This window comes from Peribacillus psychrosaccharolyticus ATCC 23296 (genome assembly GCF_000305495.1).
GTDB classification, from domain to species: domain Bacteria; phylum Bacillota; class Bacilli; order Bacillales; family DSM-1321; genus Peribacillus; species Peribacillus psychrosaccharolyticus.
In genome coordinates this window covers 26,936-42,927 of the sequence record NZ_AJTN02000257.1, presented here as the reverse complement: position 1 = coordinate 42,927, position 15,992 = coordinate 26,936, and the positions used below count along the sequence as shown (strand labels likewise).

General features: G+C 39.9%; 13 protein-coding genes and 1 pseudogene. 3 read left to right on the top strand and 11 right to left on the bottom strand.

The genetic code is table 11. The features are described 5' to 3' along the window. Positions 1 to 20: 20 nt before the first annotated feature. From WYK_RS21715 to dnaE, 9 genes are all read right to left on the bottom strand, one after another. Positions 21 to 689, bottom strand: coding sequence for an aldolase/citrate lyase/malate synthase family protein (locus WYK_RS21715; protein WP_040376517.1), 669 nt, complete (start codon positions 687 to 689; stop codon positions 21 to 23). 475 nt (positions 690 to 1,164) lie between these two features. Beyond that, complete coding sequence (locus tag WYK_RS21710; protein WP_040376516.1) at positions 1,165 to 1,569, bottom strand: FxsA family protein; 405 nt, start codon at positions 1,567 to 1,569, stop codon at positions 1,165 to 1,167. 141 nt (positions 1,570 to 1,710) lie between these two features. Continuing rightward, positions 1,711 to 3,471, bottom strand: coding sequence for a pyruvate kinase (pyk, locus tag WYK_RS21705; RefSeq protein WP_040376515.1), 1,761 nt, complete (start codon positions 3,469 to 3,471; stop codon positions 1,711 to 1,713). A gap of 39 nt (positions 3,472 to 3,510) precedes the next feature. Then, complete coding sequence (gene pfkA, locus WYK_RS21700; protein WP_040376514.1) at positions 3,511 to 4,470, bottom strand: 6-phosphofructokinase; 960 nt, start codon at positions 4,468 to 4,470, stop codon at positions 3,511 to 3,513. A gap of 394 nt (positions 4,471 to 4,864) precedes the next feature. Further along, positions 4,865 to 5,851, bottom strand: a complete 987-nt coding sequence (gene accA / locus WYK_RS21695; RefSeq protein ID WP_040376513.1) for an acetyl-CoA carboxylase carboxyl transferase subunit alpha — start codon at positions 5,849 to 5,851, stop codon at positions 4,865 to 4,867. Next, complete coding sequence (gene accD / locus WYK_RS21690; protein WP_040376512.1) at positions 5,848 to 6,711, bottom strand: acetyl-CoA carboxylase, carboxyltransferase subunit beta; 864 nt, start codon at positions 6,709 to 6,711, stop codon at positions 5,848 to 5,850. Before accD ends, accA begins: the two co-directional genes overlap by 4 nt. A 72-nt stretch (positions 6,712 to 6,783) precedes the next feature. After that, positions 6,784 to 7,422, bottom strand: a complete 639-nt coding sequence (locus WYK_RS21685) for a FadR/GntR family transcriptional regulator (protein ID WP_040376511.1) — start codon at positions 7,420 to 7,422, stop codon at positions 6,784 to 6,786. Next, a complete protein-coding gene (ystJ, locus tag WYK_RS21680) occupies positions 7,419 to 8,660 on the bottom strand; it encodes an NADP-dependent malic enzyme (RefSeq protein ID WP_040376510.1) in 1,242 nt (413 codons plus the stop codon). The genes WYK_RS21685 and ystJ overlap by 4 nt, the downstream gene beginning before the upstream one ends. A 123-nt stretch (positions 8,661 to 8,783) precedes the next feature. After that, entirely contained in the window at positions 8,784 to 12,131 is a 3,348-nt protein-coding gene (dnaE, locus tag WYK_RS21675) for a DNA polymerase III subunit alpha (protein ID WP_040376509.1), read from the bottom strand. A gap of 179 nt (positions 12,132 to 12,310) precedes the next feature. Between dnaE and ytrH the strand changes: the two genes are divergently transcribed. Both ytrH and ytrI read left to right on the top strand, forming a co-directional pair. Continuing rightward, entirely contained in the window at positions 12,311 to 12,646 is a 336-nt protein-coding gene (gene ytrH, locus WYK_RS21670) for a sporulation membrane protein YtrH (RefSeq protein ID WP_407951440.1), read from the top strand. Further along, positions 12,643 to 13,143, top strand: a complete 501-nt coding sequence (ytrI, locus tag WYK_RS21665) for a sporulation membrane protein YtrI (protein ID WP_040376507.1) — start codon at positions 12,643 to 12,645, stop codon at positions 13,141 to 13,143. Before ytrH ends, ytrI begins: the two co-directional genes overlap by 4 nt. 23 nt (positions 13,144 to 13,166) lie before the next feature. Here the strand turns inward: ytrI and WYK_RS21660 are convergent, their stop codons facing one another. Beyond that, entirely contained in the window at positions 13,167 to 14,123 is a 957-nt protein-coding gene (locus tag WYK_RS21660; RefSeq protein ID WP_040376506.1) for a DHH family phosphoesterase, read from the bottom strand. Positions 14,124 to 14,297: 174 nt separating this feature from the next. Here WYK_RS21660 and WYK_RS21655 point away from each other — a divergent pair, with 174 nt between their 5' ends. After that, on the top strand, positions 14,298 to 14,603 hold the full coding sequence (locus WYK_RS21655) for a YtpI family protein (protein ID WP_040376505.1): 306 nt from the start codon (positions 14,298 to 14,300) through the stop codon (positions 14,601 to 14,603). A 55-nt stretch (positions 14,604 to 14,658) separates the two neighbouring features. Here WYK_RS21655 and WYK_RS21650 read toward each other — a convergent pair. Beyond that, positions 14,659 to 15,977, bottom strand: a pseudogene (locus WYK_RS21650) (DRTGG domain-containing protein). Positions 15,978 to 15,992 lie beyond the last annotated feature (15 nt).

The following is a 15,992-nucleotide window of genomic DNA, read 5'->3' as shown; positions in this document are numbered from 1 at the left end:
TTGGTTTTAGTCAACTTATTTTACGTATGCGTAATTTCCGCTGTTCTATTATCAAACACTAAGGCACGGCGCTTTTCACATGTCTCTCTAACTACTGAATGAATATTCATAAAAGAAGTAAGTCCACCTTCGAATCTAGAAATCTTACTAAGCTGTACACCTAAACAGTGCTCTTTAAGCTCATAAAGAATCTCATCCGTCTCCATAGCCGCATTGCTATTAATTACGGCAATCACTTTAATGGTTCCAAGCGGTAGTCTCTGATCATTCTGAGCGTAAACAAATACGTCATTCCAGAGCCTTGCTTCTAACGCATTTTCGATTGTCGGAAGATAAAAATAATGATTATGGCGTAAAAAGTGATTTGTAAAATCATAGAAGCTAGCGAGATGTCCATCCACGTGCTCTTCTAGGTGCAAACCGCGCAGCAATTTTTTCTGTACAGCCATCTCCTTTATATCCTTTGGAATTCGGCTGACTGTCCAATCTCCTTCCCGGATACGCTTGGTCTCATTTAGGAAGCTTGGTCCATGATTTATTTGCTCATTGAATGTATGACGCCGTTTAAGGAGCTCAATTCGCTTTTCCCCGAAATGATAATCAATCCGATTCAAGAATGCCAGCGCATCAGGTAAAAGAATATGTTCATACTCAAGTTTTTCTCCTGATTGTCCCCATCCTATTTTCATGTAGAAGCTTCACATCCTCTCAAGCTAATCCTTTTTGTTATAATACAGTTATTTATTTTCTTAAAAGTATTATATAACACAGATATTATTTTTGTCACCAGTTTTTATTTAAATAATCTAAAAATTTATTTTATTCTGTTAAAAAGTCCTAAGAACACAGCTTCAATAGTTGAAATAATTTGCCTAAGTGGAACTTTGTCGGTTCCTTCAAAAAGTCTAAATGCACAGAAAATCGGTCGGTTTGCACACAAACTCTTCCATTCCGCGCAACACACAAAAACACCCCACTAGCACAGCTTCAGAGCGGTTGGGCTTGTGAAAATAAGACTAACTGGCTCTTAGGCTGCTTGGAATGAATAGATTGATCCACATAATGACCCATTTTCATCAACCCGAGTCATCTGAACATTGGATTTATCTTGAAGCTAAAAATGCGCACAAAAAATCCGGATGCAGTCATGCAGCCGGATGCTATCTATTGGATGATGGTGATAATCCCTTTATTCTTATTTTTATTTATTTTCTTTGTAATCCAGCGCATTAGCAGCGGCTTACATAGTTTCCGTGTGGGCGGCAATATCAACAGTAAGCCTGCAAGATCAGTAATAAATCCTGGAAGGACTAATAAAATCCCGCCAATCATAATACATAATCCATTTATCATTTCATTGCCAGGCAGTTGACCTACATTCATTTGAGCTTGTGCTCTTCGTAGAGTTTCCAGCCCTTGCTTTTTCGCTAAATATGCACCTGCGATTCCCATTAATATGAGGGCAAATAATGTTGGCCAGAATCCTATTACCTTTCCGGATAACAGCAGTATGATAATCTCAATCACTGGAAAAGCAACGATTGATAATAAAAGATACTTTAGCTTCATTCTTTAGAACAACCCCTTATTTGGCTTGTATATTCATTATACTTCATCACCAATGAATTATTCTAAGAATAGTAACTATGAAAAAAAACAATAAAAAAAGCAGCGGGGTACTATGCCCCAGCTGCAGATTCAATTTAAAACTTATAGTACGTTTGAATGGCCATTATAGATAATGCCTCTTGAAGCATCTACTGTAATGCTTTGACCATTTTTAAAGATTGTTGTTGCATTATCTGCTCCAACAATTACTGGAACACCTAGATTGACACCTACAACTGCAGCATGGCTGGTTAAGCCGCCTTCTTCAGTGATAAGAGCCGAACACTTTTCGATAGCCGGCATCATATCTTTATCGGTAGCAATCGTTACAAGAACATCGCCTTCTTCACAGTTAGCATTTGCTTCAGCAGCTGATCTAGCCACTACAACTTTACCTTTTGCTGATTTACGTCCGATACCTTGAGCCTTTACTAGGACATCGCCTAACACATGAATTTTCATAAGATTTGTTGTACCCGTTTCACCAACAGGAACTCCTGCAGTAATAACAACTAAATCACCATGAGTAACTAAACCAGAGTTTAAGCTTACATCAATTGATAGATCAAACATTTCATCAGTAGTAGCTGTTCTTTCGCCAACTTGTGGATAAACTCCCCAAACTAACTCTAATTTACGTGAAACATGCTCGTTAGATGTAACAGCGATAATTGGAGCTTTTGGACGGTATTTAGAAATCATTCGAGCTGTATGTCCACTTTCAGTTGATGTGATGATTGCTGCTGCTTCAAGATTCAATGCAGTATGAGCCACAGATGAACCAATTGCATCCGTTACATTATGACGATTATCTTTGCTTCTCTTCGATAAAATCCCACGATAATCTAATGCTGATTCTGCTCTTGATGCAATGTTGTGCATAGTTTGAACTGCTTCAACTGGATATGTTCCTGCAGCTGTTTCACCTGAAAGCATGATCGCATCTGTACCATCAAAGATAGCATTTGCTACATCACTAGCTTCTGCACGAGTAGGACGCGGGTTACGCTGCATGCTGTCCAGCATTTGAGTTGCTGTAATAACCGGTTTTCCAACTGCATTACATTTTTTGATTAATTCTTTTTGCACAAGTGGTACTTCTTCAGCTGGAATTTCTACACCTAGGTCTCCACGAGCAACCATTAATCCGTCTGATACTTCAAGAATTTCATCAATGCGTTCTACGCCTTCTTCATTCTCAATTTTCGGGATAATATGGATATGTGATGCATCATGATTCGCTAACAATTCACGAATTTCCAACACATCAGAAGCCCGGCGTACGAATGATGCCGCGATAAAGTCAATTCCTTGTCCAATACCGAAGATAATATCGTTTTGATCTTTCTCTGTAATACCTGGTAATTTAACTGAAACGCCAGGAACGTTAACACCTTTTTTGTTCTTCAATACACCAGTATTTAAAATTCTAGTATGAAGTTCTCTGTTATCACGATCGATTTTCGTTACTTCAAGACCGATTAAACCATCATCAAGAAGAATTTTAGACCCAACCTCAACATCATCAACTAATCCTTCATAGGATACTGAAAACTTCTCTTTTGTACCTAGAACTTCAGTCATTGAGATGATAATATCGTCTCCAGCTACAAGCTCCATCGTTCCGTTTTCCATTTGATGGGTACGGATTTCTGGTCCTTTAGTATCAAGTAAAATGGCAACTTGTTTACCCGTTTTTTCAGCTGCTTTACGAATGTTTACAATTCGAGCTGCATGTTCTTCATGGTCACCATGAGAAAAGTTAAGTCGTGTTACGTTCATACCTGCTTCAATCAGTTCTACTAATTTTTCTACACTTTCACTTGCTGGTCCAATAGTACAGACGATTTTCGTTTTACGCATATTTTTTTTTCCTCCAGTTAGGTTACATTCAGACTGCTTTTATATTGACAGTTCTGCTGATAAATCGAACATTTTTTTATCTATAGTGTGTTTTTGTTCTAATACTTCAACAATATCATAATCAACCAATTGATTCTTTTCAATTCCAACAGCACGTCCGCCTTTACCTTCCAATAGCAATTCAACTGCTCTAGCACCAAGTCTGCTAGCTAGAACACGGTCACTTGCTGATGGTGAGCCTCCACGCTGAACATGACCAAGAACGGTTACACGCGTTTCAAATTCGGTTAACTCCTCTATTTGACGAGCAACATCAACAGCACTGCCAACGCCTTCTGCGACAACAATAATACTGTGTTTCTTACCGCGATCATGACCACGTTTTAACTTCGTAACTAAATCATCAGCATCATACTTAAATTCAGGAGTTAAGATCGTTTCAGCTCCACCTGCAAGACCCGCCCATAAAGCAATATCCCCCGCGTCACGACCCATAACTTCAATTACGTACGTACGCTCATGTGATGTCGCCGTATCACGAATTTTATCAATGGCATCAATAACCGTATTTAAGGCTGTGTCAAAACCGATGGTAAAATCAGTACCAGGAATATCATTGTCAATCGTACCTGGAACACCGACACATGGGTAGCCGCGCTTAGTTAATGCTTCTGCTCCACGGTATGAACCATCACCACCAATAATGACTAGCCCTTCAATTCCGAATTTATTTAATTGTTCTATCCCTTTTAGTTGACCTTCTTCTGTTTTAAATTCAAGACAGCGGGCAGAGTGAAGTATAGTACCTCCGCGATGAATGATATCCCCAACAGAACCAATTTCAAGAGGACGTATTTCCCCTTCCATAAGTCCTTGGTATCCATGATAAATTCCGAAAACCTCAACTTCATGATAAATTGCTTTTCTGACCACAGCACGTACGGCTGCATTCATTCCCGGAGCATCTCCTCCGCTTGTTAATACACCAATTTTTTTCATAACAGCTCACCTCTTCGTGGCATGGGAATTCCGCAAATATTCATAACCTTCATGAATTTCCAATTGCCGAATGTAGATACTTCTTATATATACTATTGCCCTTTAAGACTACATTATTTATCACGAAAATTGAAGCAAAATCCCTTACAAGAAAAAGCATAAACGCCGCATTTCAAGTTAAAAATCAGGATATATTTTTCAAACCCGAATATTTTTTATAGAAAATTTGTAATTTCGTCTGATGTAACCGTTTTACTTAAGTATTTTGTCTAGAAAATTATTATTTTATCCTAAAAACACCCAAAACTATAAATTGTGTACTCAAATTGAATTTATTTTTTGGAATCGATTTCAGACAAGAAAAACGTACCGCCAACCGGCAGTACGTGTAATATTAGGTAAATAGTCCATTTTCTACTCGTTCTTCATTCATTGAGTATGAGCCAATTTTCTTATACTTAGCATACCGTTGATTAACAAGTTCTACAGGCGTCAGCTGCTCAAGCTCTGCTAAAGATCGTTTAATGACAGATCGAATAGATTCGGCTTGCAAGGAAAGATTTCGATGGGCACCGCCCATGGCTTCAGGAACAATTTCATCAATTACCCCAAGGCTATGAAGATCTGGTGCTGTAATTTTCATTGTTTCTGCTGCTCGCTGCGCTTGTGAGGCATCCTTCCAAAGTAAGGCAGCTGCTCCTTCCGGAGAAATAACAGAGTACGTCGAATTCTCAAGCATATGTATTCTGTCTCCAACGCCCAAAGCTAATGCACCGCCTGAACCACCTTCACCAATGACAATACAAATAACGGGTACCTTTAACCCTGCCATTTCAAACAAGTTTCTGGCGATTGCTTCACTTTGGCCTCTTTCTTCTGCCGCCTTGCCCGGAAATGCGCCTTTTGTATCTATAAAACAAATGATAGGACGATGAAACTTTTCAGCCTGCTTCATTAAGCGCAAAGCTTTACGATACCCCTCTGGATGAGGCATTCCGAAATTCCGCCGAATATTATCCTTTGTATCTTTTCCTCGTTGATGACCGATTACGGTAATAGGTTTGCCGTCAAATTGAGCAATCCCACCGACAATTGCTTCGTCATCTCCGTAATTTCTATCTCCATGTAATTCAAGAAAATCAGTAAATAGAATCGGAATATAATCAAGTGTTGACGGCCGCCCAGGATGTCTTGCCACTTGGACACGATCCCAAGGCTGTATATTTTCATAGGTTTCTGTTTTTAACAACTCTAAACGGCTTTCCAGCTGTTCAATTTCCTCTGTTAAGTCCATATCAGCATGTTTAGTCAAATGTTTCAGCTCATCAATTTTTTTTCTGAGCTCTTTAACCGGTTTCTCAAATTCTAATTCCCCGATCATATTCGTTCACCACCAGGTACATGAATTTTTAAGATATTGGTCAATGTATCCTTTAATTCTTGACGTGGTACAACCGCATCAAGTTGGCCGTGTTTCATCAAGAACTCGGCTGTTTGGAAGTCTTCGGGAAGTTCTTCTCTAATGGTCTGTTCAATAATTCGTCTCCCTGCAAACCCAATTAGAGCCCCAGGTTCAGCTAAATTAATATCACCAAGCGAAGCAAAACTCGCCGAGACGCCTCCAGTGGTGGGATGAGTCATAATTGAGACAATTAGACCGCCTTCATCACTAAACATTTTTAAGGCTGCACTCGTTTTGGCCATTTGCATCAAACTTAACACACCTTCTTGCATTCTAGCTCCTCCTGATGCTGTAAAGATGAAGAAAGGAATTTTCTTTTCACATGCTTTTTCAATCGCACGGGTAATTTTTTCCCCGACAACAGAACCCATACTTCCCATTCGAAACTTTGAATCCATAACGGCAACAGATAGTTCATACCCAGAAATTCTTCCAATACCTGTTACTACGGCTTCGTTCATCATTGTTTTCACTTTATCTTTTTCAAGCTTTTCCATATAATCTGGAAAATCTAATGGATTAACCGAAATCATTCCACGATCCATTTCAACAAATCCGGCATCAAATAAACTATTAATTCGTTCATAGGCCGTCATCGGATGATGATAGCTGCAGTGAAGGCAGACTTTCACATTTTTGGTTAGTTCTTTCGTATACATGATTTTCTTACAGCTAGGACATTTAGTCATGATTCCTTCTGGCACATCCTGCTTATCCCGCTCAGTAGGAATCGTCGCATATTTCTTCTTCTTTGGTTTTGCAAATAAATCTTTAAGCAAGATGAATCCTCCCTTTACCACTCATGCTTTTTTACCGTTTTACAGTAAAAAGCGGGTAAAAATAGTAGTTAACTATGTCAGTTTAATGCTGACACCTTGTCTAATTCTTTCTCGATATATTTGTTCCGTCTGCGCTTTTTGACGTTGTCTCAGAGCAAGTGCGAGGTCGATGTAGGCCTGTAAGTCTGCTTGAATGAATTCAACTTGTGCAGCCTGTGCATAGGTATTAACAATACTCCACATTCTTTCCAAAAGCTTATTCGGATTAACTTCAAGAAGTTTTCCAAAATAGGATTGGTCATCAAAATTGCCCTGTTCAGCCCATTTAGCAAAACTGTCAAGACTTTCACTTGATGCCTGGAGTAAAATAATTTGTATGCAATCTAATTCAAGAAGCTGCTTCGTTTCTGCTAAATCTTTCTTAACCTTCGTATTTTGTAGAAAAAAAGTTCCGAGGAGTTCTACTAGTTTATGCTCCTGAAAATCTTTAATAAATGTGCCCTCTCCTCTTCTTGTCTCAATTAGTCCAAGAAGTTCTAAAGCACGCAATGCTTCACGTACAGAAGAACGCCCAACACTCAAGCGTTCTGAAAGTTCACGTTCTGAAGGGATTTTATCTCCAGGGTTTAATCCATCTTTTTCAATCATATTTCTTAGCTTTTCTACCACTTCCAAGTAAATTTTCGATGTCGAACCATTCACTTCGGTCATTCCTCACTTTTTCCTATTAATGCAAGTTTCCTTGTTTTTTCCTTTATGACTTCTGGATCCACCTGTAATCTAGCGACGCCAGTTTCCATTGCAGCCTTTGCCACAGCTGCAGCGACCTCTGGTGCCACTCTTGGATCAAATGGAGCTGGAATTACATAGTCCGCATGAAGTTCGTCTGGGTTTATTAAGCCCGCAATTGCCTCGACAGCAGCAATTTTCATTTCTTCGTTAATATGGGTTGCCCGTACATCTAACGCCCCTCTAAAGATTCCTGGAAAAGCTAGGACATTATTTACCTGATTAGGGAAATCAGATCGGCCGGTACCGACTACTTTGGCTCCTGCAGCCTTTGCTGTATCGGGCATAATCTCAGGATCAGGATTCGCCATCGCGAAAATGATTGGGTCTACATTCATGGATGCGACCATACGCTCACTCAGCGCACCAGCGACTGAGACTCCAATGAATACATCCGCACTTTGAATCACTTCTTCCAGACTGCCTTCAACTCGATTACGGTTCGTTACCTTTGCAATCTGGTCCTTTACTCCGTTCATGCCATAGGTACGTCCTTCAAAAATGGCTCCTTTAGAATCACACATAATAATATCCCGGACACCATAATGGTAAAGCAGCTTTATAATCGCTATTCCGGCTGCACCCGCACCGCTTGCTACAACTTTAATCTCAGTCATGTTTTTACCCACAATGCGAAGTGCGTTAACAAGGCCGGCTACCGTTACAATTGCTGTTCCATGTTGATCGTCGTGAAAAACGGGTATATTGGTTTCTTTTTTTAATCGTTCTTCAATTTCAAAACAATTCGGCGCCGCAATATCCTCTAGATTGATTCCGCCAAACGTCGGTTCAAGCAGTTTAACCGTTTCAATGATTTTTTCAACATCCGTAGTTTTAAGGCAAATTGGAAAAGCATCCACACCTGCAAAACTTTTAAATAATACGGCCTTCCCTTCCATTACCGGTAGTGAAGCCTCTGGACCAATGTTCCCAAGACCGAGAACAGCCGTCCCATCTGTTACGACAGCTACAGTATTGCCTTTCATCGTATAATCGTAAACTGTTTCCGGCTTATCATATATTTCTTTACACGGTTCAGCCACACCAGGTGAGTATGCCAGGCTTAAGTCCTGCGCATTTTGCACAGCTACCTTAGAAACAGTTTCCAGCTTTCCTTTATGTATACGATGCATATGCAATGCTTCTTCTCTTAATGTCAATGTCTTCACTCCTTAGACTAGCCGGTAGTTGGAAAAGTCGGCCTTTTTATATACAATCATAGTGGTCAGACCACGTTTTATCCTATTTGTTAATATAACATATCCATCCAGCTTGTAAATACTTTATTCTTTTTTGAGGACGATGTTCCCACTCCCTACAATTTCTTCAAGCTGTTGTAAAAGCGCTTGCGAAGGTGCTACCCAATCCCAAAGTGGAAGCTGGATATAGCGCTCTTCACTAGCATAATAAAGCATGACTTTTGTCATACCTTTATACTTTACCAACAGGCTTTTTATTTGCTGCAGCGATTTATTTGTTTGTTTAGCTGCCTCAATTTTAATAAACAAACGGCCGCTATCCTTCACCATTTCCATACAGCTTTCCAAGGAGTATACGTCTTTAATGATCACTTGTCGTTTTCCATCCCGCTCTTCTAAATTCCCTTGAATCATTAAAATATTTCCAGCCTTTAATTCAACGGCAGCTTGCTTATACTGCTCAGGAAAAGCAACTGCCTCCATGTCTCCTCCTTCATCACTAATAGTGAAAAAGGCCATCACCTCACCCTTTTTTGTTCGAATGCTTTTTACCGTTGATACATAAACGCCCAACAAGATTTTCTTTTCACTTCGCTCAAGTGCAATATCAATTGTTACTGCCCCAAAGTGCTGAAAGATCTTTCTGTATCCAGCTGCCGGGTGAGCAGATAAATAAAATCCAAGGACATTTTTTTCAAAAAAGAGCTTATCTTCTGATCGGATTGGATCGACTTCGTTGTATTTCGGCTTTAATGAAAAATCGCTGTGTTCAAACAGATCAAATTGATTATCACCAGGATTCACCAATTCTGCATGACTGATCGCAACATCCAAGCTGGCAAGCAGTGTCGCACGGTCCACATTAAATTCATCAAATGCCCCTGAATGGACAAGGGCTTCTAAAATTTTTCGATTAACAATTTTCGCAGAAACCCGGATACAAAAATCAAATAAGTCGTCAAATCGTTTAACCCTTCTGGCAGCAAAAATTTCTTTAAGTACGGTGCCGCCGATTCCTTTAATCGCAGCAAGACTGAAGCGTATTCCTGCCTTTTCAACCTGAAAAGGAAATTGGCTCATATTAATGGATGGAGGTAAAATCTCAATTCCCTGCTTCTTTGATTCTTGCACGTACTGTGCTATTTTCACGTCATTGCCGATAGCAGAGGTAAGCAGACATGCATAAAAATGTTGTGGATATCGAGCCTTTAAATACGTGAGCTGATAAGCAATAAAGCTATATGCAACGGCATGGCTCCTATTAAACCCATAATTAGCAAACCGGACAACCATATCGTATATAGCATTTGCCGTTTGTTCCGTGTACCCTTGAGAAACAGCTCCGCTTGTAAAGTGCTTACGTTCTTGATCAAGAATATCCTTCTTTTTCTTAGAAACCGCTCTTCTAAGCAGATCTGCTTCTCCAAGAGAGAAGCCGGCAAGCTTAGAAGCAATCTGCATAATTTGCTCTTGATAGACAATGACACCATAGGTATCTTTTAGAATCTCTTCAAGATCCGGATGTGGATAATCAATGGGTGTCAAACCATGTTTACGTTCAATAAACAGCGGTATATTATCCATTGGACCCGGTCGATAGAGGGCATTTACTGCCACGATGTCCTCAAAACGCGTCGGCCTTAACTTCATTAATACATTCGTAATCCCTGATGATTCAAACTGAAAAATCCCAGTTGTTTCTCCTTTAGCCAGCAGATTAAAGGATGCCTCATCGTCTAAGGGAATAGTTGATAAATCCAGTTTCCTTCCCGTTTCCTTTTGTACCGAAACGACAATATTTTCAATTAACGTTAAATTCCGCAGACCCAGGAAATCCATTTTTAATAATCCCAGTTCCTCAAGCAGATCCATAGGGAATTGAGTAAGATGAACTCCTTCGTGACCACCTTGAATAGCTATTAACTCTGTCAGTGGCTGATCGCTGATGATAATGCCGGCAGCATGTGTTGAGGTATGGCGCGGCAGCCCTTCTAACTTTAGGGCTGTTTCAAAAAGGGATTGATTCAACCCGCTTTCATCCACAAAAGAACGCAGCTGTTTCGATTCCTTAAACGCGTCCTTTAGGGTAATTCCTAATCTCCCTGGGATCATTTTTGACAATTTGTCCAGCTCTTTAGGATTTAATCCAAAGGCTCTTCCTGTATCACGCAGAGCTGCTTTGGCAGCCATAGTACCAAAGGTAAGGATTTGCGCCACATGAAGTTCACCGTATTTACGCGCCACATATTCAATCACTTCGTCTCTACGGTTATCTGGAAAATCAATATCAATATCGGGCATTGTCACACGTTCAGGGTTTAAAAACCGCTCAAACAATAAATGGTGGGCTATTGGATCAACATCCGTAATGGATAAAACATAAGCAACCATTGATCCTGCAGCTGATCCCCGTCCTGGACCAGTACGTATCCCATTATCTCGGGCATATTTCATGAAATCCCAAACAATTAAGAAGTAATCACTAAATCCCATCTTGTTAATAATGGTTAATTCGTATTTTAGACGGTCTTTATAGTCTTCAGAGGCATCTGTTTTTTTCGTTAATGTCTCCCAGCAGAGACGCTCGAGCATCTTGGAAGCACTATCGCCTTCTTCAACCGGATATTTGGGCAGAAGCGGCCGATTAAAGGCTATCTCCACTTCACACCGAGCCGCAATCCTCATGGTATTTTCTAACGCATCTGGACAATCCTCGAACATTCGAACCATTTCTTCTTCACTTTTTAAATAATGTTCAGGAGCGTCCATCCTCTCACGTTCTTCATCCGCAAGCTTATTCCCATTCTTTACGGCTAGTATGACTTCATGTGAGAGTGCATCGTCTTTTTCCAAGTAGAAGACTGGATTAGTGGCAGTGAGTTCTATCGCATTCTCTTTCGCAAAATCTTGGACTTCGGTAAACCATTCTTCATTTCCACCCTGACGTTGAAGTGACAAGAAAAAGGAATGATCTCCAAAAATCTCTGTGTAGGCAGCAAGCGTTTTTTGCGCTTCCAGCGTATTTCCTTCTTTTATCAGGGTTTCAATCTTTCCTTCGCTGCCCGGTGAGACAGCGATTAGTCCCGCTGAATAATGTTTAAGCCACTTAAGCGGCAGACCGAGTGGAGATTTGGTTTTGATGGCACTGCTTATCTTCAAAAGATTTTGATAGCCATCATTATTCTCTGCTAGTAAAAGGAGTGAATATGCTTGATTTTCTTCATCTAAAATATCAGCGAGTAAACCGATAATCGGCTTAATTCCTTGCTTACGGCATTCCTTATAAAAATAGAGTGATCCATACATGACATTCCGATCAGTTAATGCCAGAGATGAATATCCTTGCAGTTTTGCTTTCGTAATTAATTCATTTATTTTAACTGTACTCGACAGTAAACTGTACGCACTTTGTATGTGGAGATGAATAAACATCTTTTTTCACCCCTTAGTGAACCTTTTTTGTTTTAATTATAGTGTTTATAGAGAAAAAAAGAAAATATGTTCTCATTTTCGGTTTCCTGCTTTGTACGATTAATTTTGCTTTTAATCATATCTATTTCATTCAGGTCATATAATTTTTTAATCTATCTAACAACTAAAGGATGATGTTGATGAAGGAAGCCTTTTTCCCTGCATTTATTAACAGTTATTTCATTTCATTTGGAGTGCTTTTAGGAGGTTCCTTAATTGGTGGACTCGCTGCCTTTTTCACTGGACAAGCTCCATTAACGGTTGTCTCACGATTATCAGATTCTCTCCGCATCTGGGCAATTGTAGCCGCAATCGGCGGAACCTTTGATACCGTTTATATTTTTGAGCGGGGCCTTTTCCATGGAGAAACGAAGGACATTTTAAAACAATTCTTACTGATTCTTTCTGCACTAGGAGGTGCACAGAGTGGAGCACTAATTATTTATTGGTTTACCCAGGAGCATATTTCATCATGAGAATTCCACCTTATTATCGACTGCCTACCTGGCAGCGATTCTTTGCCGGAGTCGTCATCGGAGCCATCGGCAGCTGGTTTATTTTCTTCTACATGTATGGTGTCCTTCAGGAAAAACAAATCAGCATTATTGAAATTCAACGAAAAGAAATCCATGAATTAAAAATCAAAGTAGGGATTTGGGAACAAGATTTTAACAAATTAAATGAAGAAACGGAAAAGCATCTTTCAGTTAAGGAGATTCGAGTTAATATCGTCAATGATCGGTTTTATGATTTAGACAAACTCAGTGTCGCTGAAGCGGAAGAAGTCATTCGGACGGATCTCACTACGTTAATAACCAAAAATGTTGAAGATGTTTATAAAACAAAAGCGCTCTTAAAGAAGTCGATTGAAAATAAAATCCTCGAAATCAATAAAAAGCGCTATCGGATTGAAATTACCGAAATCTTTTTTTATAAAAATATGGAGATTGAAGTCAAACTACATCGATTATAGAAGTGTGGTCATCCGCCGCTTCTCTAATCGATGAATCTTTCCCGATAATTCGCACATGCCTCTTCTAAATCCTCAAGGACACGATCTGCTGCTGCCCATGAATAAATAGAAGCACCTGCAGCCATAGGATGACCGCCTCCGCTGTACTTTTTAGCAATCCCATTAATGACGGGACCTTTTGAGCGGAGTCTGACTCTAATTTCCTTTTCTTCCTCTATAAAGAAAACCCATGCCTTTATTCCTTTAACCGAACCTAGTGTACTGACAAGCAGCGATGCCTCAGCCGGAGTAACACCAAATTGCTCCATGATATCCCGTGTAAGAATCATTTTACCTGTACCGTTCTCGAGAATACTAAAATGCTGCAGTACATAACCATTCAATCGGATAATGTTTTCTTCTACATCATACATTTGACTGAAAAGCTGTGGACGTGAAAAGGCATAAGAAACCAGTTCACCCGCATAGACTAACGTTTTCTCTGTCGTACTCGGATACAAAAACCTCCCTGTATCACCGACGATTCCCGCGAATAACAAGCGTGCTGCTTCATCATTTAAAACAAGCCCGGAGTTCTTTCCATACTCATACAGCTCATAGATCATTTCACTGGTCGAGCTTGCATTCGTATCCACCCAAAGAAGGTCACCATATCGATCTTCATTTGGATGATGATCAATTTTTATGAGTTTATCAGCCAGGGTATATCGAGTGTCATCAATTCGCTCGGCATTTGCCGTATCACATATAATGACGAGTGCGCCTTGATAGGTCTCATCCGATATCGTATCCAAACGTCTTAAGTAATTCAGCGATTTTTCTTCTTCCCCAACAGTATAAATCGTTTTCTCTGGGAAAGAGACTTTCAGCATTTCAGCCAGTCCACCTTGTGACCCATAGGCATCAGGGTCTGGACGGACGTGACGATGAATAATAATCGTTTGATAGTTTTTTATTTCTTGAATAATTAGTGCTTTCATAGGTTTCTCCTTTTAGAGCGAACAGTTTTCTTAACAAGGTGTTACTACCATCTATTCTAGGTAGATCTTAAATATCCTGCCATACAGTTTAATTGCCTTCATTAAAGTAGCTTTCCAAGTCATATCCCGTTACAATAAGGAAAGATTACAAAATGTTTGGAGGATTTGTTACTAATGCCAATTCTTGTTGTCATCATTGTTATATCGTTCGCATTTTATCTTTTCTATAAAATTAAATCATTTAGAACCCATAGACCTATGGAAAAGAAATGGCTTTCCGGTAAGTCATCCATAGCGCTTGGCTTATTCGTTTTCGTATTTGGTGTAAACCAATTGTTTTTATACCCTACTACCACCACTTATATTGTAGCGGCTTTATTTATTCTGATTGGCGGTTTCAGTATATTTGGCGGATATAAGATGTATAAGCATTATCTTCCGTTTGCCATTAAAGAAGCACAAGAATCTAAGCAAGTTTAACTATACAATAAAAAGGATGAGACAGCCTTACCGGCCGGCTCATTCTTTTTTTGTCTTATGAACGATCCAAAAGCTGACAGGTCAAAAGGGCTTTACCTACTAACTTCCCTTCATTGTACACTTCGACGTCCACTTTCCCAAACTTTCTACCAACTTCGAGTACTCTTGGATGTATCTCCAATAAGCTTTCAATTTGTACTGGCTTAATGAAATAGATGGTCATATTCTCTACAACCAAATCCCCTCGTTTATAGCTTCTCAGCACTCTATTGGCTGAATCAGTAACAAGTGTGGTAAATACTCCATTTGAGATGGTCCCTAAATAATTCGTCATTTGCGGGGTAACTTGGTATTGATAGATATCTTCCCCTTTAGGGCGGTTATCTGTCATCACGAGCTGACTCGTGATCGTATCATCAATTGTCTCACCAACCTGAGGCTGCCTTTGACTCATTTGCAGTGCCTTCAAGACATCCTGCCTGCTGATGATTCCTTGCAAGATATGGGCATCATTGACGACTGGCAGCAATTCTATCCCTTCCCAAACCATCATATGTGCAGAAGAGGCTACACTCGTCTTCAAGCCAACCGTCATCGGGCTTTTAGTCATAACCTTATCCAGAAGCACGGTGTCCTCTTGTCCCATAATATCCTTAGACGTTACCATCCCCATAACCTTCATCTGCTCATCAACAACTGGAAAACGGCTATGTCCCGTCTCCCGGTTATATTTAAGCCAGTCCGAAATACGGTCGCCCGTTTTCAGGAAGGTCGTTTCATGCACAGGTGTTAATATGTCTTCCACAAATAAAATTTCTTTTTTGATTAACTGATCGTAAATCGCCCGGTTAATCATTGTTGCAACTGTGAATGTGTCATAACTCGTAGAAATGACCGGCATTTGTACTTCATCAGCCAGTTTTTTGACACTTTCTTCTGTGTCAAAACCACCGGTAATTAAAACGGCAGCTCCTGCCTGAAGGGCAAGTTCGTGAGCATTCGTCCGATTACCAACGATTAATAAATTTCCCGGTCCCGTATAGCGCATCATCGCTTCAAGCTTCATCGCGCCTATAACAAATTTATTTAAGGTTTTATGCAACCCTTCACGGCCGCCCATCACTTGGCCGTCTACAATATTAACCACCTCTGCAAAGGTTAGTTTTTCAATATTTTCTCTTTTTTTCGTTCAATTCTAATGGTTCCTACCCGCTCAATAGAACTAACATATCCTTGATTTTCCGCTTCTTTAATTGCTCGGTAAGCTGTTCCTTCACTTACACTCAAGACCTTAGCAATTTGACGAACTGATATTTTTTCTCCAACTGGGAGCCCATCAATATGTTTAAGTATTTGTTCATGCTTAGTAGCCAAGTTCTTCACCCTTTT

What these genes read in the sequence shown, in the direction of transcription:
- WYK_RS21715 (WP_040376517.1), bottom strand. Translation starts at nt 689, where the DNA reads ATGAAAATAGGATGGGGACAATCAGGAGAAAAACTTGAGTATGAACAT.
- WYK_RS21710 (WP_040376516.1), bottom strand. Translation starts at nt 1,569, where the DNA reads ATGAAGCTAAAGTATCTTTTATTATCAATCGTTGCTTTTCCAGTGATT.
- pyk (WP_040376515.1), bottom strand. Translation starts at nt 3,471, where the DNA reads ATGCGTAAAACGAAAATCGTCTGTACTATTGGACCAGCAAGTGAAAGT.
- pfkA (WP_040376514.1), bottom strand. Translation starts at nt 4,470, where the DNA reads ATGAAAAAAATTGGTGTATTAACAAGCGGAGGAGATGCTCCGGGAATG.
- accA (WP_040376513.1), bottom strand. Translation starts at nt 5,851, where the DNA reads ATGATCGGGGAATTAGAATTTGAGAAACCGGTTAAAGAGCTCAGAAAA.
- WYK_RS21685 (WP_040376511.1), bottom strand. Translation starts at nt 7,422, where the DNA reads ATGACCGAAGTGAATGGTTCGACATCGAAAATTTACTTGGAAGTGGTA.
- dnaE (WP_040376509.1), bottom strand. Translation starts at nt 12,131, where the DNA reads ATGTTTATTCATCTCCACATACAAAGTGCGTACAGTTTACTGTCGAGT.
- ytrH (WP_407951440.1), top strand. Translation starts at nt 12,311, where the DNA reads ATGAAGGAAGCCTTTTTCCCTGCATTTATTAACAGTTATTTCATTTCA.
- ytrI (WP_040376507.1), top strand. Translation starts at nt 12,643, where the DNA reads ATGAGAATTCCACCTTATTATCGACTGCCTACCTGGCAGCGATTCTTT.
- WYK_RS21660 (WP_040376506.1), bottom strand. Translation starts at nt 14,123, where the DNA reads ATGAAAGCACTAATTATTCAAGAAATAAAAAACTATCAAACGATTATT.
- WYK_RS21655 (WP_040376505.1), top strand. Translation starts at nt 14,298, where the DNA reads ATGCCAATTCTTGTTGTCATCATTGTTATATCGTTCGCATTTTATCTT.